This is a genomic window from Parafannyhessea umbonata (assembly GCF_012844235.1).
Classification (GTDB): domain Bacteria; phylum Actinomycetota; class Coriobacteriia; order Coriobacteriales; family Atopobiaceae; genus Parafannyhessea.
In genome coordinates this window covers 1-18,726 of record NZ_JABAGR010000009.1, presented here as the reverse complement: position 1 = coordinate 18,726, position 18,726 = coordinate 1, and the positions used below count along the sequence as shown (strand labels likewise).

The 18,726-nt window shown below is 66.3% G+C and carries 19 protein-coding genes; all 19 read left to right on the top strand.

Features of this window, described 5'->3' with window-relative positions:
* The first annotated feature begins 108 nt into the window (after nt 1-108).
* The 19 genes from prfA (at nt 109) to HF885_RS08740 (ending at nt 18,577) form a co-directional block, all read left to right on the top strand.
* Nucleotides 109-1,173 carry a peptide chain release factor 1 gene (gene prfA, locus HF885_RS08830; RefSeq protein WP_170104572.1) on the top strand — a complete coding sequence of 355 codons (1,065 nt, stop codon included), beginning with the start codon at nt 109-111 and terminating at the stop codon, nt 1,171-1,173.
* Nucleotides 1,174-1,383: 210 nt separating this feature from the next.
* Complete coding sequence (prmC, locus tag HF885_RS10660) at nt 1,384-2,961, top strand: peptide chain release factor N(5)-glutamine methyltransferase (RefSeq protein WP_170104571.1); 1,578 nt, start codon at nt 1,384-1,386, stop codon at nt 2,959-2,961.
* Nucleotides 2,962-3,093: 132 nt separating this feature from the next.
* A complete protein-coding gene (gene rpiB / locus HF885_RS08820) occupies nt 3,094-3,555 on the top strand; it encodes a ribose 5-phosphate isomerase B (RefSeq protein WP_170104570.1) in 462 nt (153 codons plus the stop codon).
* 145 nt (nt 3,556-3,700) lie between these two features.
* Nucleotides 3,701-4,963 carry a serine hydroxymethyltransferase gene (gene glyA / locus HF885_RS08815; RefSeq protein WP_170104569.1) on the top strand — a complete coding sequence of 421 codons (1,263 nt, stop codon included), beginning with the start codon at nt 3,701-3,703 and terminating at the stop codon, nt 4,961-4,963.
* Nucleotides 4,964-5,072: 109 nt separating this feature from the next.
* Nucleotides 5,073-5,714 (top strand): uracil phosphoribosyltransferase, encoded by a 642-nt coding sequence (gene upp, locus HF885_RS08810; RefSeq protein WP_170104568.1) that lies wholly within the window; start codon nt 5,073-5,075, stop codon nt 5,712-5,714.
* Between the two features lie 398 nt (nt 5,715-6,112).
* Nucleotides 6,113-6,430 (top strand): hypothetical protein, encoded by a 318-nt coding sequence (locus tag HF885_RS08805; RefSeq protein WP_170104567.1) that lies wholly within the window; start codon nt 6,113-6,115, stop codon nt 6,428-6,430.
* Entirely contained in the window at nt 6,430-7,227 is a 798-nt protein-coding gene (gene atpB / locus HF885_RS08800; RefSeq protein ID WP_170104566.1) for a F0F1 ATP synthase subunit A, read from the top strand. The genes HF885_RS08805 and atpB overlap by 1 nt, the downstream gene beginning before the upstream one ends.
* Before the next feature lie 90 nt (nt 7,228-7,317).
* Nucleotides 7,318-7,509 (top strand): ATP synthase F0 subunit C, encoded by a 192-nt coding sequence (locus tag HF885_RS08795; RefSeq protein ID WP_090845997.1) that lies wholly within the window; start codon nt 7,318-7,320, stop codon nt 7,507-7,509.
* Between the two features lie 39 nt (nt 7,510-7,548).
* Complete coding sequence (gene atpF / locus HF885_RS08790) at nt 7,549-8,157, top strand: F0F1 ATP synthase subunit B (protein ID WP_170104565.1); 609 nt, start codon at nt 7,549-7,551, stop codon at nt 8,155-8,157.
* The gene (locus tag HF885_RS08785; protein WP_170104564.1) at nt 8,147-8,626 is read left to right on the top strand and encodes a F0F1 ATP synthase subunit delta; all 480 of its coding nucleotides are present in this window, start codon (nt 8,147-8,149) and stop codon (nt 8,624-8,626) included. Before atpF ends, HF885_RS08785 begins: the two co-directional genes overlap by 11 nt.
* Nucleotides 8,616-10,274, top strand: a complete 1,659-nt coding sequence (gene atpA, locus HF885_RS08780; RefSeq protein WP_170104563.1) for a F0F1 ATP synthase subunit alpha — start codon at nt 8,616-8,618, stop codon at nt 10,272-10,274. Before HF885_RS08785 ends, atpA begins: the two co-directional genes overlap by 11 nt.
* 3 nt (nt 10,275-10,277) lie before the next feature.
* Complete coding sequence (gene atpG / locus HF885_RS08775; protein ID WP_170104562.1) at nt 10,278-11,192, top strand: ATP synthase F1 subunit gamma; 915 nt, start codon at nt 10,278-10,280, stop codon at nt 11,190-11,192.
* The gene (gene atpD, locus HF885_RS08770) at nt 11,192-12,676 is read left to right on the top strand and encodes a F0F1 ATP synthase subunit beta (protein WP_172825008.1); all 1,485 of its coding nucleotides are present in this window, start codon (nt 11,192-11,194) and stop codon (nt 12,674-12,676) included. Before atpG ends, atpD begins: the two co-directional genes overlap by 1 nt.
* An 8-nt stretch (nt 12,677-12,684) precedes the next feature.
* Entirely contained in the window at nt 12,685-13,104 is a 420-nt protein-coding gene (gene atpC / locus HF885_RS08765; protein ID WP_170104561.1) for an ATP synthase F1 subunit epsilon, read from the top strand.
* A gap of 22 nt (nt 13,105-13,126) precedes the next feature.
* On the top strand, nt 13,127-14,419 hold the full coding sequence (gene murA, locus HF885_RS08760; protein WP_170104560.1) for a UDP-N-acetylglucosamine 1-carboxyvinyltransferase: 1,293 nt from the start codon (nt 13,127-13,129) through the stop codon (nt 14,417-14,419).
* A gap of 186 nt (nt 14,420-14,605) precedes the next feature.
* The gene (locus HF885_RS08755) at nt 14,606-15,052 is read left to right on the top strand and encodes a metal-dependent transcriptional regulator (protein WP_328804364.1); all 447 of its coding nucleotides are present in this window, start codon (nt 14,606-14,608) and stop codon (nt 15,050-15,052) included.
* A complete protein-coding gene (locus HF885_RS08750; protein WP_170104558.1) occupies nt 15,052-16,053 on the top strand; it encodes a homocysteine S-methyltransferase family protein in 1,002 nt (333 codons plus the stop codon). Before HF885_RS08755 ends, HF885_RS08750 begins: the two co-directional genes overlap by 1 nt.
* A 197-nt stretch (nt 16,054-16,250) precedes the next feature.
* A complete protein-coding gene (locus HF885_RS08745; RefSeq protein ID WP_170104557.1) occupies nt 16,251-17,156 on the top strand; it encodes a UTP--glucose-1-phosphate uridylyltransferase in 906 nt (301 codons plus the stop codon).
* A gap of 11 nt (nt 17,157-17,167) precedes the next feature.
* The gene (locus HF885_RS08740) at nt 17,168-18,577 is read left to right on the top strand and encodes a phosphoglucomutase (protein WP_170104556.1); all 1,410 of its coding nucleotides are present in this window, start codon (nt 17,168-17,170) and stop codon (nt 18,575-18,577) included.
* Nucleotides 18,578-18,726: the final 149 nt, after the last annotated feature.

The window sequence follows — 18,726 nt, the reverse complement described above, 5'->3', positions numbered from 1 at the left end:
GGCGCCGGCCTGCGTGAATACGAAACGCGCTGAGGTGGTATCCTCAATTGGCTGAACACTTCCGCCGCGTCACCGCGCAAGCGCCGTGGCATCCTGAAGGAGAGGGAAATGAGAGACAAGCTAGAGAGGCTCATCGCGGCGTACGCGGAGCTCGAGAAGAAGATGATGGACCCCTCCGTCGTGAGCGACCCCAAGGAGTACGCGCGCGTCGCGAAGGAGCACGCGAGCCAGGCCGAGCTCGTGGCGAAGGCGAAGGAGTACCTGCAGGCGCTCGACGACATCGAGGCCGCGAAGGAGATGCTGCGCGAGGCCGACGCCGACGAGAAGGAGATGCTGCAGGAGGACATCGCCGCCAACGAGGAGAAGATCCCCGGCCTGGAGGAGGAGATCAAGTACCTGCTGATTCCGGCGGACCCCAACGACGACAAGAACACCATCGTCGAGATCCGCGCCGGCGTGGGCGGCGACGAGGCCGCGATCTTCGCGGGCGACCTGTACAGCATGTACGAGCGCTTCGCCCAGAGCCGCGGCTGGAAGATCGAGGTGCTGAGCTCGAGCCCCGGTGAGGCCGGCGGCTTCAAGACCATCGAGTTCAAGGTCACGGGCGAGAAGGTCTACTCCGTCATGAAGTTCGAGAGCGGCGTGCACCGCGTGCAGCGCATCCCGAAGACCGAGAGCCAGGGCCGCATCCAGACCTCGACCGCGACCGTGGCGGTGCTGCCCGAGGCCGAGGACATCGACATCGAGATCAAGGACGAGGACCTGCGCATCGACACCTACTGCGCGTCCGGCCCCGGCGGCCAGGGCGTGAACACCACGTACTCCGCCGTGCGCATCACCCACCTGCCCACGAACACCGTGGTGCAGTCGCAGGACCAGCGCTCCCAGATCCAGAACCGCGCCGTGTGCATGGAGATGCTCCGCGCGCGCCTGTACCAGATGGAGCTCGAGAAGCAGCAGGCCGAGCAGGGCGCGGAGCGCATGAGCCAGATCGGCCACGGCAACCGCTCCGAGAAGATCCGCACGTACAACCAGCCGCAGGACCGCGTGACGGACCACCGCATCGGCTTCAACAGCACGTACACCGGCGTGCTGCAGGGCGACAAGCTGTCCGAGGTGATCGAGGCGCTCGCGGCGGCCGAGCGTGCCGAGAAGCTCGCGCAGTCGGTGTGACGACCTTCTCGCCACCCTTGCGGCTGCCTTTGGGCCGCACCTAGGGCGCACGGGCGCATTTGCGTGCCTTGCACCTGCCTTTACGCCGTTCACACAATGCGCATGCGAGCGCGGGTCCGCAGCGGGCGGGCCCGCGCTTTGCCGTAGAATGGCGCGGTACAAGACGGATTGCCGCGGGGCCTTCCCGGCGGCGCGATTGCGAGGGTGCCGATGGCGGAGCAGGAGACCTGGACCATACAACGCATGCTGGACTGGACCATTGGCTACCTGGGCCGCAAGGGCGACGAGCGCCCGCGCCTGTCCGCGGAGTGGATGCTGGGCTCTGTCACGGGGCTCTCGCGCGTGCAGATATACACGAGCTTCGACCGGCCGCTCACGCCGGATGAGCTGCGCCGCATGCACGACGCCGTCGTGCGCCGCGCCTCGGGCGCCCCGCTGCAGTACATAACCGGCGAGATGCCGTTTCGCCACATCGTGTTGCAGTGCGAGGAGGGCGTGCTCATACCGCGGCCCGAGACGGAGGTCCTGGTGGACGCCGCGCTCGAGGGCGTGGACGCGGCGCGCGCCTGCGGGCGAGAAGCGCGCGTGCTCGAGGTGGGAACCGGCACGGGCTGCATCGCGTGCTCCATCGCGAGCGAGCGGCGCGGCACGCACGTGGTGGCGACGGACATATCGCCGAAGGCGGTGTCGCTCGCGGAGCGCAACCGCGACGCGCTGGGGCTGGACGGTGCAATCGACGTCGTCCGCTGCGATTTGGCCGATGGGGTGGACCCCTCGTACATGGGCGCCCTTGACGTGCTGGTCTCGAACCCGCCGTACATCCCCTCCGACGTGGTGCCCACGCTGCCCGCGGAGGTGGAGGCGCACGAGCCGCACCTGGCGCTGGACGGCGGCCCGGACGGGCTGGACGTGTTCCGGCGGCTGCTTGGGCTTGCGCCCACGGCGCTGCGCCCCGGCGGCATGATGTGCGTGGAGCTGTTCGAGACGAACGTGGGCGACGCGGCGGAGCTCTGCCGGCGGCAGGGCGGCTGGGCATCGGTCGAGGTGCGTCAGGACCTCACGCGCCGGCCGCGCGTGCTGGTGGCCGTGCGCGAGGGAGACCTCGCGGCCACGGTGGACGCCCAGGTGGAGCGCGCGCTCGAGCTGCGCGAGAAGGTGGTCGAGGTGGACCAGGCCGCGCCGGACGCCGCGGCCGTCAGGCGCGGGGGCAACGTTCTTCTCGCCGGGGGCGTGGTCGTGGTCCCCACGGACTCCGTGTACGGCATCGGCTGCGCGGCGACGCCCCACAACCCCGGTCACGCGCGCACGTTTGCCATCAAGCACCGCGACCTTGCCCAGACGCTGCCGTGGCTCGTGGCGGACGCGGAGGACCTCGACCGCTTTGGGCGCGACGTGCCGGCGTGGGCGTACCGCCTGGCCCAGCGCTGGTGGCCGGGCGCCCTCACGCTAGTGGTGAGGGCGAGCGCCGCCGTCCCCGCGGAGTACGTGCGCACGGCGGACGGCACGATCGCGCTGCGCCTGCCGAATTCAAACCTCGTGCGCGCGCTCGCGCGGCACGTGGGCTGCCCGCTTGCCATCACGAGCGCGAACACGCACGGCGAGGCCGCGGCCACGAGCGGCTCCGGCCTGGAGGAGCGCATCGTGCGCGAGGCGGACCTCACGTTCGACGCGGGCCCCGCGCCCATCGCCGTCGCGTCCACCATCGTGGGCTGCACGGGGGAGGAGCCCGTGGTGTATCGCGAGGGGGCCATTCCCGCTGCGGACGTCATGGAGTGCGCCCGCGGCTAGGCGGGCTGGCCGCGCTCGTCGGTCGCGCGCGGCCCGTGGGAACCATGGCGATCTGCCGAGCCCGCGCCACGCCCGCGTCGCCATGCGCTATCGTGGTGGTGACAGAGGACGCCCATACCAGAAGGAGCATGCATGAAGATCGCAATCGCATCCGACCACGCCGGTTTCTGCCAGAAGCCCGCGATGGTCGAGTATCTCAAGGGCCTTGGCCACGAGGTGATCGACTTTGGCCCGCAGAGCGCGGACCGCGTGGACTACCCCGACTTTGCGGACAAGGTGGCCCGCTGCGTCGCCGCCGGCAAGGCCGACCGTGGCGTGCTCATCTGCGGCACCGGCATCGGCATGGCGCTCACGGCGGACAAGGTGGCCGGCGTGCGCGCGGCCGTCATCCAGTCGCCGCTGTTCGCGCACCTCTTCCGCGAGCACAACGACGGCAACGTCGTGTGCATGTCCGGCCGCTTCACGCCGTTCGACGTCAACAAGGCCATCGTGGACGAGTTCCTCACGACCGAGTTTGGTGGCGGCCGGCACGCCGGGCGCGTCCAGAAGATCATGCGCGAGGACGACCCCGACTTCGGCGGGGTGGAGTGCTAGGCGCCGGCAAGGTTAAATCTGCGTGGAGGGCGATCGACTGCGGCCGGTCGCCCAACTCTTAAGGGCGTATACAGTTCTTGGGCGCCCGAAGGCGCGGCGCCCGCACCGGCAACCGTACGGCAACCAGACGTGGAGGTAACCAAGCATGTACCTTGAGCACCTGAGGCAAGAGGACCCCGAGGTCGCGGCCTGCGTGGACGACGAGCTCCAGCGCCAGCGCGACTCAATCGAGCTCATCGCGTCCGAGAACTTCGTCTCGACCGCCGTGATGGAGGCCGTCGGCTCGCCGCTCACCAACAAGTACGCCGAGGGCCTTCCCGGCAAGCGCTACTACGGCGGCTGCTGGGCGGTCGACAAGGTCGAGAACCTGGCCATCGAGCGCGTCAAGCGCCTGTTCGGCAGCGAGTTCGCCAACGTGCAGCCGCACTCCGGCGCGCAGGCCAACTACGCGGCCGAGTCCGTGTTCGCCAAGCCCGGCGACACCATCATGGGCATGGACCTCTCCAACGGCGGCCACCTCACGCACGGCTCCAAGGCAAACTACTCCGGCAAGCTGCACGAGGTCGTCTCGTACGGGCTCGATCCCAAGACGGAGCGCATCGACTACGACGACGTCGCCGCGAAGGCCGAGAAGTGCCACCCCACGCTGATCATAGCGGGTGCCAGCGCCTACCCCCGCGTGATCGACTTCGAGCGCTTCGCCCAGATCGCGCACGACAACGGCGCGGCGCTCATGGTCGACATGGCGCACATCGCCGGCCTCGTCGCGACGGGCGCGCACCCCAGCCCGGTGCCGTACGCGGACGTCGTCACGTCCACCACGCACAAGACCCTGCGCGGCACGCGCGGCGGCATCATCCTGTGGAACAACCCGGACTACACCAAGCGCCTGAACTCCGCCGTGTTCCCCGGCTCGCAGGGCGGACCCCTCGAGCACGTCATCGCCGGCAAGGCCGTCGCGTTTGGCGAGGCGCTCAAGCCGGAGTTCGCCACCTACATCGACAACGTCTGCAAGAACGCGAAGGCACTCGGCCGCGGCATGCAGTCCAAGGGCCTGCGCCTCGTGACGGGCGGCACGGACAACCACCTGCTGCTCGTGGACCTCACGCCCGCGAAGGACATCACCGGCCGCGACGCGGAGCAGGCGCTCGAGCGCGTCGGCATCACCGTCAACAAGAACACCATCCCCGGCGAGAAGCGCTCGCCGTTCGTCACGAGCGGCATCCGCGTGGGGTCCGCCGCCATCACGACGCGCGGCTTTTCTGAGGAGGAGTGCGAGAGGGTCGGCCAGCTCATCGGCAAGACCGTGTTTGCGCTCCAGAACGACGAGGGCTTCAAGATCGACGACGTCAAGGCCGAGGTCTCCCAGATGCTCGCGCGTCATCCGCTCTATCCGGAGCTCGCGTAGCGCCAGCGCGCGCGGCAGATGCGCTACTATGCTCTTGGCATATGGCAATCGGGCCGGCCTGCGGGCACGGGCCAGGGCGCCGCGGCGCCCCAGTCGGGAGGACTCACGCATGGAGTTTGACGAGAAGCGCTTCCAGATAATCGACCACCCCCTCGTGCAGCACAAGCTGCACATCCTGAGGGACAAGAACACCTCCACGAAGGACTTCCGCGAGCTCGTGACCGAGCTGGCCGTCTTCGAGGGCTACGAGGCCATGCGCGACCTCCCGCTCGAGGACGTCGAGGTCGAGACCCCGCTCGAGAAGACCACGTGCAAGCGGATCGCCGGGAAGAAGATCGCGATCATCCCCATCCTGCGCGCCGGCCTTGGCATGGTCGACGGCATCCTGACCCTCGTGCCGTCCGCGCGCGTAGGCCACGTGGGCATGTACCGCGACCCGCAGACGCACGAGCCGCACCAGTACTACTGCAAGTTCCCGCCCGCGATCGAGGACCGCACCTGCCTCGTCGTCGACCCGATGCTCGCGACCGGCGGGTCGCTCACCGCGGCCATCAAGTTCCTGCGCGACGCCGGCGTTAAGGACATCCGCTGCCTCACGCTCGTCTCCGCGCCGGAGGGCGTGAAGGCCGTCCTGGACTTCGACCCCGACGTCCGCCTGTACACCTGCGCGCTCGACCGTCAGCTGAACGAGAACGCCTACATCCTGCCGGGCCTCGGCGACGCCGGCGACCGCATCTACGGCACGAAGTAGCCAGGCGGCTCCGGGCGTCCGGCAGAACCGGGCGTCCGGCCGCCTTGGCACGGCACGCAACGCGGGCGAGAAGGGCCATGCGCCAAAGGTGCGCGCGCCCTTCTCGCCCGGCGCTCTTCTCGCCAGACGCGCTTTGCCCCCCCCGCGTGCGGCAGGCGCATGCGCCACGCATACACCTAACGTGGGGGCAGAGTAAAGTGTAGGTTTCGTAGCATTTTTTGACCTTGGTTCAAAAATGGGAGCTGTGACAAAAATGCCATCGGAGCTGCAAAAACGCTCGCTTGGTCCCATTTTGCGCGTCGGGCGCATCATGCGTCTGAAAACGGGGATTGTGGACTTTGCCCCAAAACGAACCTAAACTACTGGTCGCTGACCCTATCTGGCGTATCGAGGTGCACATGAACCAGACGCTCGCAATCGCATTGGGCGCCGTCTGCGGAATGGTTGGTGCTATTCCATCCGGCGTCCTGTTTGAGCGGGCCCTCAAACGGGGTACAAAGGATAGCGTTAGCGTGGAGGCGGGGCTTGCCAGTACCATGGCCTCGTTTCTGTTTCTGTCAGCAGCGATTTACGTGGCGCATCTACTGATGAGGGACTACACGTTCTCGTTTGGGTGCTCCGCGGTGGTGGTGTTCCTCGGTTTCTGGGGAATCGAGTCAGTTAAGGGCTGGAAGGCCGCGCAGGGACCTGCCTCGCCTGGAGGGAAGGACGAATAGTGAACCCGCTAGCAAGTTTGTCCAAAGAGATGGAAGAGCTCGTCAGTAGCTTCATGTCCGAGGCCATCGTTGGCAACACGACCGTCGGGCTCACGCAGTACATCTTCTTCATGCTCATCGCGATCGCCATCCTGCTGATCGTCATCTTCTCGTTCAAGAAGAAGCAGTCCGCGAGCCTGGTGCCGCAGGGATTCTTCGTGAACGGCATGGAGTACCTCGTGGAGTTCGCCCGTGACGACCTCTGCGTGAGCCTTCTGGGCGACAAGTGGAAGAAGCACTTCCCCTTCATCGCCGCGGTGTTCTTCTTCATCCTGTTCAACAACATCGTCGGCATCATCCCCGGCTGCCACCCCGGCACCGGCACGATGGGCGTCACGGCGGCGCTCGCGCTCTGCTCCTTCGTGTACTACGTCGCGGTGGGCATCAAGCGCATGGGCGTGCTCGGCTACCTCAAGAGCATGGCGCCCGCGGGCCTGCCTGGCCCCATGGCCGCGATGGTCTGGGTCATCGAGCTCTTCTCCAACCTGCTCCGCCCGATCACGCTCGCCATTCGTCTGTTCTGCAACATGTTCGCCGGACACGTCGTCATGGGCACGTTCGCCATCCTGGCGTCCCTGTTCGTCGAGCCGCTGCTTCAGGGCTTCTCTGCGGTCGCGCTCGGCCAGGCGACCGTCTCCGTGTTCTGGATCCTGCTCCTGATCATCATCTACCTGGTCGAGATCCTGGTCGCCATCATCCAGGCGTACGTCTTCGCCCTGCTGTCGGCCGTCTACATCCAGCTCGTCGAGAACGAGTAGCGTCAACTGGTTACTCGCGGGCCCCACGCCCGCTGGTATACGTAGGTCAAGAAATCGCCCGGAAGTTGGGCGAATGACAAAGGAGGAATCGTGGGAGTCATCGGTTATGGTCTCGGCGTTATTGGTGCTGGCTTTGGCATCGGTCTCGCGGCATTCGGAGCAACTACGGCCATGGCGCGCCAGCCCGAGGTCCAGGGCCGTCTGTTCACGGTCTTTATTCTTGCGTCCGCTTTCGTCGAGGCACTCGCCCTCATCGGCTTCGTCGTCACCCTCATTTCGTAACTACCGAGAAGGACGAGCAGAGCTGAGTTGGAGGCACGTATGAACATCAACATCAAGGGGCTTTCGCGCATCGTGGGGGCATCGGCCGCCACCGTTGCCGCCTCTGTGTTCGCGCCTACGCTCGCGCTTGCCGAAATGCCGAGTGGTCCCGACCTTCTTCTCCCCAAGCCCGCGGAGTTCATCCCGGCGCTCATCGCGTTTCTCGTCATCTGGTTTGTGCTGGCCAAGCTAGCTTGGCCTTCCATCCTCGGAATGATGGAGAAGCGCCAGAAGAAGATTCAGGACGACCTGGATTCGGCGGCCGAGTCCAAGGCGAAGGCGGCCGAGGAGGCCAAGAGCTACGAGCAGGCGATCCGCGACGCCCACAAGGAGGCCGACAAGATCGTCGCTCAGGCCAAGCGCGAGGCCGAGGAGGAGCGCTCCCAGATTCTGGCGAAGGCGCAACGCGAGGCTTCGGACATCATCACGAAGTCGCACGGCGCCGTCGAGTCCGAGCGCAAGAAGGCCATGATCGAGCTCTCGAGCTCCGTCGTCGACCTTTCCGTCGAGATCGCGAGCAAGGTCATCGGCAACGAGCTAAGCGAGGAGCAGCAGCGCAAGCTTGCTGAGAAGTACCTTGCGGAAGTGAGTGTCCCAGATGAGCGCTAGGCGCAGCGAAGACGAGAAGGTAGAGGCGTACTCCAGGGCCCTCATCGAGGCTGGTCGTGCCTCCGGGCGTGCGAACGCCGACCTCGTGCAGTGGGAGCATGCACGCAAGTTCTCACCCGAGGTTCTTGAGACCCTGAGCGCGATGCGCGACGCGGATGACCTTGACCTCATTCCCAAGGTCGCCCGTCAGTACAAGCACATCCTGGACTCGGAGGACAAGACGGTGTCCGTCACCGTCACCACGTCCGTGCCCATGGACGACGACCTCCGCGAGAAGGTTCGCGCAAAGGCCGAGAAGGACCTCAAGGCTCCCGTATATCTCGTCGAGCGCGTCGACCCTAACATCCTCGGCGGCATTGTGCTGGAGGCGCGCGGTCACCGCTATGACGCGTCCGTCAAGGCGCAGCTGACGAACATCAGGAAGACGCTCGCCTCGACCTTCGTCGGAAGTGATGAGCATGACAGATAAGATAAGCTCTACGGAGATCATGGGGGCGCTGCGAAGCAGGCTGTCCAAGATTTCCGAAACCATAGACCAGCAGGAGGCCTCCGTCGTCACGGAGGTGGGCGACGGCATCGCCCACATCTCCGGGCTCAGGACCGCAATGGCCGGCGAGCTGCTCGAGTTCACGAGCTCTGCCAACGGCAGGAGCGTGTACGGCCTCGCACAGAACCTTGACCAGGACGAGGTCGGCGCCGTCCTCTTCGGTGACGTCGACTCCATCAAGGAGGGCGACGAGTGTCGCACCACCGGGCGCGTCATGGACATTCCCGTCGGGCACGCCATGCTCGGCCGCGTGGTGAACCCGCTCGGCCAGACCATCGACGGCCTCGGTGCGATTGACACGACCCACCGTCGCCCCATCGAGTTCAAGGCCCCTGGCATCATGGCACGCCAGCCGGTGTGCGAGCCGGTTCAGACCGGCCTCATGGCAATCGACGCCATGGTCCCCATCGGCCGCGGTCAGCGTGAGCTGATCATCGGCGACCGCAAGACCGGCAAGACGGCCATCGCCATCGACACGATCGTGAACCAGAAGGACACGGACGTCATCTGCATCTACGTCGCCATCGGCCAGAAGGCATCCACGGTCGCGGGCATCAAGGAGACGCTTGCGCGCCGCGGCGTCCTGCAGAAGACGATCATCGTTGCGGCAACCGCAGCCGACTCCGCGCCTATGCAGTACATCGCCCCCATGGCAGGCGCCGCAATCGGCGAGTACTTCATGTACAACGACGCCAACGGCAACCCGGCGGACGAGAACCACCCCGGTGGACACGTGCTCGTGGTGTACGACGACCTGTCCAAGCAGGCTGTCGCATATCGTCAGATGTCGCTTACGCTGCACCGTCCGCCTGGACGCGAGGCCTATCCTGGCGACATCTTCTACCTGCACTCTCGTCTGCTCGAGCGTGCCTGCAAGCTTTCCGACAAGAACGGTGGCGGATCGCTCACGGCACTGCCGATTATCGAGACGCAGGAGGGCGACGTTTCCGCCTACATCCCGACGAACGTCATCTCGATTACCGATGGCCAGATCTACCTGCAGTCGAACCTGTTCTTCCAGGGACAGCGCCCCGCAGTCGACGTCGGCATCTCGGTTTCGCGAGTCGGCGGAGCCGCGCAGCTGAAGGCCATGAAGCAGGTCGCCGGCACGCTGCGCCTCGACCTCGCGAGCTATCGCGAGAAGCAGGCGTTCGCACAGTTCGGATCCGACCTCGACGCGACGACGCAGTACCAGCTGAACCACGGCGCGCACATGATGGAGCTGCTGAAGCAGAAGCGCTATGCGGCCCTGGACGTTTCCGACCAGGTCATCGCGATCTTTGCCGCCAAGGAGGACTTCCTCGACGACATCGACCTCGAGAACGTCACGCTCTTCCGCGACCAGCTGGCGAAGTACATGCAGGAGCGTCACCCGAAGCTCCGCGAGGAGATTCGCGACCACAAGATCGATGACGACATGTCCGAGCGCCTCAAGACTCACATCCAGCACTTCAAGGAGGAGTTCCTCAAGGCTCACCCGAACAAGGTAGCCGAGGCCGACGTTGCACAGACTGCCGAGGACAACGAGTCCGCGGTGGCAGACACCGAGAAAGAGACGGGCCAGGAGTAGTAGATGGCCAACCTTCGCGAAATACAACGGCGCATGAGCTCGATCAGCAGCACCATGCAGATTACGCGCACGATGGAGATGATCTCCACGGCACGCATCCAGCATGCGCTCGCTCGGGCGGAGGAGGCGTCCCCCTACAAAGACGCCATCACCAACATGCTCGCCAACGTCGCGTCTGCAGGCAGCAATTCCACCGAGCCCCTGCTGAGGAAGCACGACGAGGAGAAGCACGTCCTCTTCGTCGTCATCGCCTCGGACCGCGGGCTTGCCGGTGGCTTCAATGTCCTGCAGCAGCGCGCGGTCGACCACGAGATGCGTGCGCTTGCACAGCGTGGCATCAAGAGTTCGGTCATCACCTGCGGGCGCAAGCCCACCGAGTACTTCACGTATCGAAAGATAAAGCCGGTCCTGTCCTTCGTGGGCGTGTCCTCCGAGCCTACGATGGACGAGGCCGACCGCATCTCGTCGTACATCATCGACGGTTACGTGAGGGGTGAAATCGACAGGGTCGTCCTTCTCTACTGGCACGCGAAGAACCGCGTCGACCAGACGCAGGTGACCGAGCAGCTTCTCCCCATCGAGAGGGAGAGCCTCATGATGCCGAACAAGCCCCGTAAGCCGGAAGCGCTCTACGAGGTCAAGCACAAGATCGACCCCGTGTACCGCTTCGAGCCGTCCGCGGAGGAGGTGCTTGGGTATCTGATGCCGGCCTATTTCAGGACGGTCATCTACCACGCGCTTCTTGACTCCGCGGCGGCGGAGCACGGTGCGAGGCGTAGGGCGATGCAGTCGGCGACCGACAACGCCAAGGAAGTGCTGGGTTCCCTGAGCCGCACGTACAACAGAGAGCGTCAGGGCGCCATCACCACCGAGCTCAACGAAATCATCGGCGGTGCCGCCGCATTGGAGGAAAGCTAATGTCAGAAACCGCACAGCAGGAGCGCACTCCTCTGGAGGAAGCGGCCTACAAGCAAATGAACAAGACGGTGGGCACGGGATACATCACCCGTATCGTCGGCCCTGTCGTCGACGTGAAGTTCGAGGACGCGGTCCCGGCCATCTACACGGCGCTCACCGTCGACGGCGAGACGCCCGTCGGCAAGGTCAGCACCGTGCTCGAGGTTGAGTCGCAGCTGGCCGGCGGCGTCGTCAGGACCGTCGCCATGTCCTCCACGGACGGCCTCCAGCGTGGCCTCCGCGTCAAGGACACCGGACATCCCATGCTCATGCCGGTGGGTCCCTCGACCCTCGGCCGCGTGTGGAACGTCATGGGCGAGCCGGTCGATGGCGGCGAGGTGCCGGACGACGTCCAGTACTACCCGATTCACCATCCGGCACCGGCGTTCGACGAGCTGACTACCCAGACCGAGATCTTCGAGACGGGCATCAAGGCCATCGACCTGCTCGAGCCGTACGTCCGTGGCGGCAAGACCGGCCTCTTCGGAGGCGCAGGCGTCGGCAAGACGGTCCTGATTCAGGAGCTCATCAACAACCTGGCCCAGGAGCACGGCGGAACGTCCGTGTTCACGGGCGTTGGCGAGCGCACCCGTGAGGGTACCGACCTGTTCCTCGAGATGACCGAGTCTGGCGTCATCAACAAGACCTGCCTAGTCTACGGACAGATGAACGAGCCGCCTGGAGCGCGTATGCGCGTGGCCCTGTCTGGCCTGACGACCGCCGAGTACTTCCGCGACCAAGGTCAGGACGTCCTTCTCTTCATCGACAACATCTTCCGCTTCTCGCAGGCGGGCTCCGAGGTCTCCGCACTTCTCGGCCGTATGCCGTCTGCCGTTGGTTACCAGCCGACGCTGGCAACGGAGATGGGCGAGCTGCAGGAGCGCATCACCTCGACGAAGGAAGGCTCCATCACCTCGGTCCAGGCCGTCTACGTCCCCGCAGACGACCTTACGGACCCGGCGCCCGCCACGACGTTCACGCACCTGGACGCCACGACGGTCCTTTCGCGTGCCATCACCGAGCTGGGCATCTACCCCGCCGTCGACCCGCTGGCGAGCTCGAGCTCCGCGCTTGACCCGTCCATCGTGGGCGAGGAGCACTACCGCGTGGCCATGGCCGTGCAGGAGACGCTCCAGGAGTACTCCGACCTCCAGGACATCATCGCGATTCTTGGTATGGACGAGCTTTCCGAGGAGCAGCAGCTCACGGTCTCGCGTGCCCGCAAGATCCAGCAGTTCCTCTCGCAGGCGTTCCACGTCGCCGAGAAGTTCACGGGCAACCCCGGCACGTACGTCACCGTCGAGGACACGGTCCGCTCGTTTGCCGAGATCGTCGACGGCAAGTGCGACGACCTTCCCGAGCAGGCGTTCCGCTTCGCGGGAACCATTGACGACGTGCGCGAGCGTGCCGAGAAGATGGCGGCCGAGTCGGCGAGTGCCGAGTAGGGAAGATTATGGCAGAGCTTAACTGTCAGTTCGTACGCCCGGACAGGCTCCTCTTCGAGGGGCCTGTCGCGAGCTGCGTTCTTGTTGCGCAATCGGGAGAGCTTGGCGTGTGGCCGGGCCATGCCGCGGAGATCGTCGCCCTGGGCGACGGCGTCGTGCGCCTGAACCGCCGTGAGGAAGACGGCGGCGGGGTTGACAAGGTCATCGTCTCGGGCGGATACGCCGAGATCAACGGCGACTCCGTCATTGTCCTGGCGACGCATGCGCGCAAGGCCGACGACATCGAGCCGGACGTCGTGCGCCAGACGCGCCAGAAGGCGATGGACACGCGCGATCAGTACGACGAGGGCGACAGCAGGCGTGCGTACTACGACAACAAAATCAACTGGTGCAACCTCCTGCTGAAGCATGCGGGAGACGACAAGTAAACACCTTAGGTTCGGAGTCACCTTGGAAGTCATACAGGTTGAGGGCGGCCACAAGTTTTCTGGCGAGGTCACGGTCGAGGGCGCGAAGAACTCCGCGCTCAAGCTGATGGCCGCGACCATCATGGCGCCGGGCGTGACGACGCTCACGAACGTGCCGAACATCTCTGACGTCCACGTGATGGGCAAGGTGCTGAAGTACCTTGGCGCAAAGATCGTGGTCAAGGGGGAGCACGAGCTCGAGATCGACACGACCGACGTGGACAAGTGGGAGACGCCGTACCACCTGGTGGCGAAGATGCGCGCATCCACGGCCGTTATGGGCCCGCTGCTCACGAGGTTCGGCAAGGCCGTCGTGGCCATGCCTGGCGGCTGCAACATCGGCGCGCGCAAGATCGACATGCACATACTGGGGCTCGAGGCCCTGGGCGTGCACTTCGAGATCGACCACGGCAACATCCACGCGTCCACGCCGAACGGCATCACGGGAACGACGGTCACGCTCGACTTCGCGAGCGTGGGTGCGACGGAGAACCTCATCATGGCGTCCGTGTGCGCCGAGGGCACGACCGTCATCGACAACGCGGCGCGCGAGCCCGAGATCGTGGACCTTGCGAACCTGCTGAACGAGATGGGGGCGAAGGTCCACGGGGCCGGGTCTCCCGTCATCGAGGTCGAGGGCGTGAAGTCGCTGCACGCGGTGGAGAGCCATCGCGTGGTGGGTGACCGCATCGAGGCGGGAACGTTCATCGCGATGGGCGGGCTCTGCGGTGACCCCGTGACGGTGAGGGGCTTCAGCCCCAGGCACCTGGGGCTTGTGCTCAAGAAGTACGAGCTCATGGGGCTGGACATCAAGACGTTCGAGGACGGCTGCACCGTCAGTCGCAAGGGCGCAATCCACGCTACGGACATCCAGACGCTGCCGTTCCCGGGCTTCCCGACGGACATGCAGGCCCAGACGATGACGCTCCTTGCCCTGTGCGACGGAAGCTGCATCATCACGGAGAACGTGTTCGAGAACCGCTTCATGCTCGCGAGCGAGCTGCAGCGCATGGGCGCGGACATCCGCATCGAGGGGCACCACGCCATCGTGCACGGCGTAAAGGGCTTCTCGGGCGCGGAGGTGAAGTCGCCCGACCTGCGTGGCGGCGCCGCGCTGGTGATGGCGGGGCTTGTGGCCGACGGCGTGACCACGGTGAGCGACATCTACCACATCGACCGCGGCTACGAGAAGTTCGTGCCGAAGCTGCAGGGGCTGGGCGCGAAGGTCGAGCGGCTGGAGCTTCCGGAAGAGGACATAGACGACCCGCTGATGTAGGGTCACTTGCATATGCCTTGCGGGCCTGGGTGCGTTGGTGCGTGCCCAGGCCCTTTTGGTGCCGGGATGCGTCAAGTGGCGGCGGCCTGGAATCGCATGGCGGCCAACGGGTACATAATGCTCTACAGTTGGGACCAGAATGCGCCGCAGACGAGAAGAGCGGCGGATCTTATCGAGGAGGGTGACGTGGCGGAAGGCGTGTACGCGAGCCAAGTGGGCGGCGCCACGAGGAGGGCGCCGCACCTTACGAAATCGAACGAGGACTATATAGAGTCCATTTATCGAATAATGCAGGAACATAACGCTATGGACGGCGTGCGTTCCGTGGATGTTGCGGAGCAGCTTGGCGTGTCGAAGGCCAGCGTAAACAAGGCGGTTTCGACGCTGCGCGATGCGGGTTACGTGGAGCAGAACCGCTACGGCAGGATACAGCTTACGGATACGGGCCTGGTTTATGCCAAGCGCGTGTGGCGCTGCCATCGCATGCTGCGGCTGTTCTTGGTGCGCGACCTTGGGGTGGACCCGAAGGTCGCCGACGAGGAGGCCTGCCTGATGGAGCACGCGCTTTCTGACGACACGCAGGACCGCTGGCTGGCATACCTAGAGAAGCAGGGAATCGCGGTGGAAGACTGATGGCGGGTGAGGCAGGACGCGCGTGGCCGAGCTGCCTGTTGTGGCAGGACCCGGCGGATACGGAGGACGGCGAGGCCCTGAAGTCCGCGGAGCTCGGGCGCGCGCTCACGGGACGTGCGCCGAGGCCGCTTGTGCTTTCGGGCGACATGGGGCCCCTGCTGAGGAGGCAGCCCTTCTCGGACGGCGTGCCCGAGGCCGAGTGGAACATCGACGACGACGCGCTCATGGGCCAGCTGCACGGGCTGTATCGTGCGGCGGGCGCGGAGTGCGCGCTGACGCACACGGCCGGGTGTGCGTCCGCGCAGCTCGAGGGAGGCCTGCGCGACGTGGCTGACCAGGTGAACGAGCAGGCGGTGCGCGAGGCGCGCTCGTGCGGGCCGCGCTTCGTGATGGGGCTGGTGGCCCAGCGCGGGTGCGCGCTCGACGGCGAGGCACTGGACTCGCTCATGCTGCAGGCGGCCACGCTGAAGGAGGCCGGCGTGCACGGCATGATGGTTTGGGCGGACGACCTCGCGTCCGCCTGCGCCCTGACGCGAGCCGTCAAGAAGGTGTGGGGCGGGCCGCTTGTGGCGACGGTGCCGTTTGCCCCGGCGACGGGCGCACGGGGCGCGGGGCCCGCGACGCCGGACGGCCAGGTGCCGGCGGAGGCTTTTCGCGCGCTTGCGGCGGAGGGTGCCCACGCGGTTGGGGCGGAGCTCCGGACGGGGGACGTCGCGTCCTTCTCGCAAGAGCTTTCGCGCGCCGCGGAGAAGAGCGGGCGGTCCCTGGTCGTGCGCCTCGTGCCGGACGCATGCGGGACGGTGGCCGAAGAGGCCGGGCTGACGGGGCCTTCTGCCGGCATCGCGCGCGACGTGGGGGGCGCCACGCGCGACAAGGCGGTGGCTTCCGCCGTGCGGACGCTTGCGGGCGACGGCGCGTGCGCCATCTGGTGCGGTGGCGACCGGCCGCTTGCGGACACGGCGGCCGTTGTGGCGCAGCTGGACGCGCTGGGGGCGCGGTAGCCTTCGCGAGGTTCGCGGGCGTGGGACCGCGACGTGCGAGCCGCAAACGCAGCCGCCTCCCGAAGGGGAGGGGCGCCGCGGCGCCGCATCGGCTATTCTGATGGGGAAATGGGAGCGTGGCTTACCCGGACCTGACGGGTGCGCCGCGACCGCGCGCCGGACGGCGTCGCGGTGACCTGCAATCGAAAGGGATACGCATGAAGGCAGTCATTCCGGCCGCGGGTCTGGGGACCCGCTTCCTGCCGGCAACCAAGGGCACCCCAAAGGAGCTCCTTCCGGTGCTGAGCAAGCCGGTCATCCAGTACGTGGTGGAGGAGGCGCTCGAGCCCGAGGGCGTCGACGAGGTCATCATCGTCAACTCGCGCGAGAAGCCGCAGATCGAGTCGTACTTCCGCGTTGACGGCGGGTTCGAGGACATGCTGCGCAAGCGAGGCAAGAAGGCCGAGGCGGACCTCGTGCACGAGGCGTCGAGCATGCCGGTCTCGTTCGTGTACCAGGACAACCCGCGGGGCCTGGGGCACGCCGTGCACTGCGCCGCCGAGGCGGTTGGCGACGAGCCGTTCTTCGTTCTTCTCGGCGACTACTTCGTGCCGGACCGACAAATGTGCGTGCGCATGGCCGAGGTGTCGAGGCAGCACGGCAACGCGTCCGTCATCGCGGTCGCGCCCGTGCCGGCCGACCAGGTGAGCCGCTACGGCATCATCGCCGGCGAGTGCGTGGGCTCGCTTGACGGGACGGACACGGCGGACGAGCAGGAGGGTGCCGTCTGGAAGGTGACGGGGCTCGTCGAGAAGCCCGCGCCCGAGGACGCGCCGTCTCACCTGTTCATCGTGGGCCGCTACCTGCTGTCGCCCCGCATAATGGACCTCTTGGCAAACCAGGGCGTCGGCGCCGGCGGAGAGATCCAGCTCACGGACGCGATGGAGCGCCTGCTTGCCGAGGAGGACATGTACGCGCTCGTCGTCGACGTGGACGAGGGGTGCGACACGGGCACGCCTGCGGCGTGGGCCGGCGTGAACGCACGCCTTGCGCTCAAGGATCCCTCGACGCGCGAGGCCTTCCTCGAGGCCTTGGGTAGGTCCGGCTTGTCACAGGCTGAATAGAATCCCTGGCGATGCACAACATTCACTTTCTTGCACATGGCTGGCAGGCCCGCAGGGACGCCGGCTTCGACAGGGAGGGCGTCGTCGCGGTCGCAGCCGCCCTCGGCATGGTGTGGGGCACCATCTGCGAGGGGGCGGCCATCGTCGTCGGGTATGACACGCGCTTCGACTCGCGGGAGAACGCCCGCCTCGTTGCGGGGCTGCTCGCCTCGTGCGGGCTCGAGGTGCGCGTGTCGACATCGCCGTGCCCGGCGCCCGTGCTCGAATGGAGCGTCGCGCGCGACGACTCGTGCGCTGGCGGCGTCTACGTGTCCGGCGGAGACTATTCGAGCGACTACGGCGGCCTCATGGCGTGCGGCCCGGACGGAGGCTCGCCCGACAAGGCGTTCGTGCAGGACGTCGACAAGCTCATAGCAACGTGCCCGAGCGAGGAGCTCGGGCCGTTCGCGTGGGTCGACCTTGTAGACGACTACGTAGAGGCGCTGCTGGGCGAAGTCGATGCGGGGGCCATCGCGGACCTTGCGCCGCGCGTAGTGGTCGACTCGATGTACGGCACGGCGCACTTCGTCGTTCCCGCGCTCCTGCGCAGGCTCGGGTGCGACGTGATAGAGATCCGCGCGCAGGACGGAAGCGATTTCGGCGGCATACACCCCGAGCCCGTCGACCCCTGGGTCGACGCGTGTGAGCGCTCCGTGCGGCAGAACGGCGCGGATCTTGGCATCTCGTTCGGCGCTACGTGCAGGCGCCTTGCGCTCGTGGACGCATCGGGTCGCATGGTGTCCACGCATGTGCTGCCGCCCATGGTGCTTGGCCACCTGGTGGAGGACCGCGGGCGCGCTGGGCGCGTTGTGGGCACGCTTGCGTGCTCCGCGCGTCTTGGTCGGCAGGCCCAGCGGCTCGGGCTCGACTGCATGTCGGTGCCCGTCGGCTTTTCTCGCCTGTACGACGAAATGTCCGACGGCGACGTGCTGCTCGCGGCGGAGGAGTACGGCGGACTTGCGTTTCCCTGGCACCTTGCGGAGCGCGATGCAATCCTCGAGGCGCTCTATATACTCGAGCTTGCGGCCACGTCGCGGATGTCGGTGGCGCAGTTGGTCGAGCGGACCGCATCCCAAATCGGGCGGATGTCGTATGGCCGGGAGGACATCGGCCTCGACATCGCCAAGGTCCAGTCCTTCCGAAACATCCTCCCCGGACTCAATCCGCATGCGATGGCAGGCCTGACGCCCATCGCCGTCAGCCACGCCGACGGGCTCAAGGTGTCGTTCGAGGACGACTCGTGGGCACTGCTGCGGCCGTCTCGTACGCATCCGCTGGTCAGAGCCTATGCCGAAGCCCCTACGCTGGAGGGAAAGGACAACCTTCTTACAGCGGCCGAGAAGATCGTCCGGGACGGCTTGGCGGGCGAGGCGGCGGGATAGCGCCTTTGCGCTGGCAGCTTGAGGTATGATTCGCCAGTTGCCCGGAGTCGCCAGTGTGTGTCACATCGACGCGGCATTTTCGCGTCTCGCGCCGGAGTTGTGTGGGAGCCGTGGAGGAGCAGATTCTGGCCCCCGCGGGAGGCCGGCGC

What these genes read in the sequence shown, in the direction of transcription:
- prfA (WP_170104572.1), top strand. Translation starts at nt 109, where the DNA reads ATGAGAGACAAGCTAGAGAGGCTCATCGCGGCGTACGCGGAGCTCGAG.
- prmC (WP_170104571.1), top strand. Translation starts at nt 1,384, where the DNA reads ATGGCGGAGCAGGAGACCTGGACCATACAACGCATGCTGGACTGGACC.
- rpiB (WP_170104570.1), top strand. Translation starts at nt 3,094, where the DNA reads ATGAAGATCGCAATCGCATCCGACCACGCCGGTTTCTGCCAGAAGCCC.
- glyA (WP_170104569.1), top strand. Translation starts at nt 3,701, where the DNA reads ATGTACCTTGAGCACCTGAGGCAAGAGGACCCCGAGGTCGCGGCCTGC.
- upp (WP_170104568.1), top strand. Translation starts at nt 5,073, where the DNA reads ATGGAGTTTGACGAGAAGCGCTTCCAGATAATCGACCACCCCCTCGTG.
- HF885_RS08805 (WP_170104567.1), top strand. Translation starts at nt 6,113, where the DNA reads ATGAACCAGACGCTCGCAATCGCATTGGGCGCCGTCTGCGGAATGGTT.
- atpF (WP_170104565.1), top strand. Translation starts at nt 7,549, where the DNA reads ATGAACATCAACATCAAGGGGCTTTCGCGCATCGTGGGGGCATCGGCC.
- HF885_RS08785 (WP_170104564.1), top strand. Translation starts at nt 8,147, where the DNA reads ATGAGCGCTAGGCGCAGCGAAGACGAGAAGGTAGAGGCGTACTCCAGG.
- atpA (WP_170104563.1), top strand. Translation starts at nt 8,616, where the DNA reads ATGACAGATAAGATAAGCTCTACGGAGATCATGGGGGCGCTGCGAAGC.
- atpG (WP_170104562.1), top strand. Translation starts at nt 10,278, where the DNA reads ATGGCCAACCTTCGCGAAATACAACGGCGCATGAGCTCGATCAGCAGC.
- atpD (WP_172825008.1), top strand. Translation starts at nt 11,192, where the DNA reads ATGTCAGAAACCGCACAGCAGGAGCGCACTCCTCTGGAGGAAGCGGCC.
- atpC (WP_170104561.1), top strand. Translation starts at nt 12,685, where the DNA reads ATGGCAGAGCTTAACTGTCAGTTCGTACGCCCGGACAGGCTCCTCTTC.
- HF885_RS08750 (WP_170104558.1), top strand. Translation starts at nt 15,052, where the DNA reads ATGGCGGGTGAGGCAGGACGCGCGTGGCCGAGCTGCCTGTTGTGGCAG.
- HF885_RS08745 (WP_170104557.1), top strand. Translation starts at nt 16,251, where the DNA reads ATGAAGGCAGTCATTCCGGCCGCGGGTCTGGGGACCCGCTTCCTGCCG.
- HF885_RS08740 (WP_170104556.1), top strand. Translation starts at nt 17,168, where the DNA reads ATGCACAACATTCACTTTCTTGCACATGGCTGGCAGGCCCGCAGGGAC.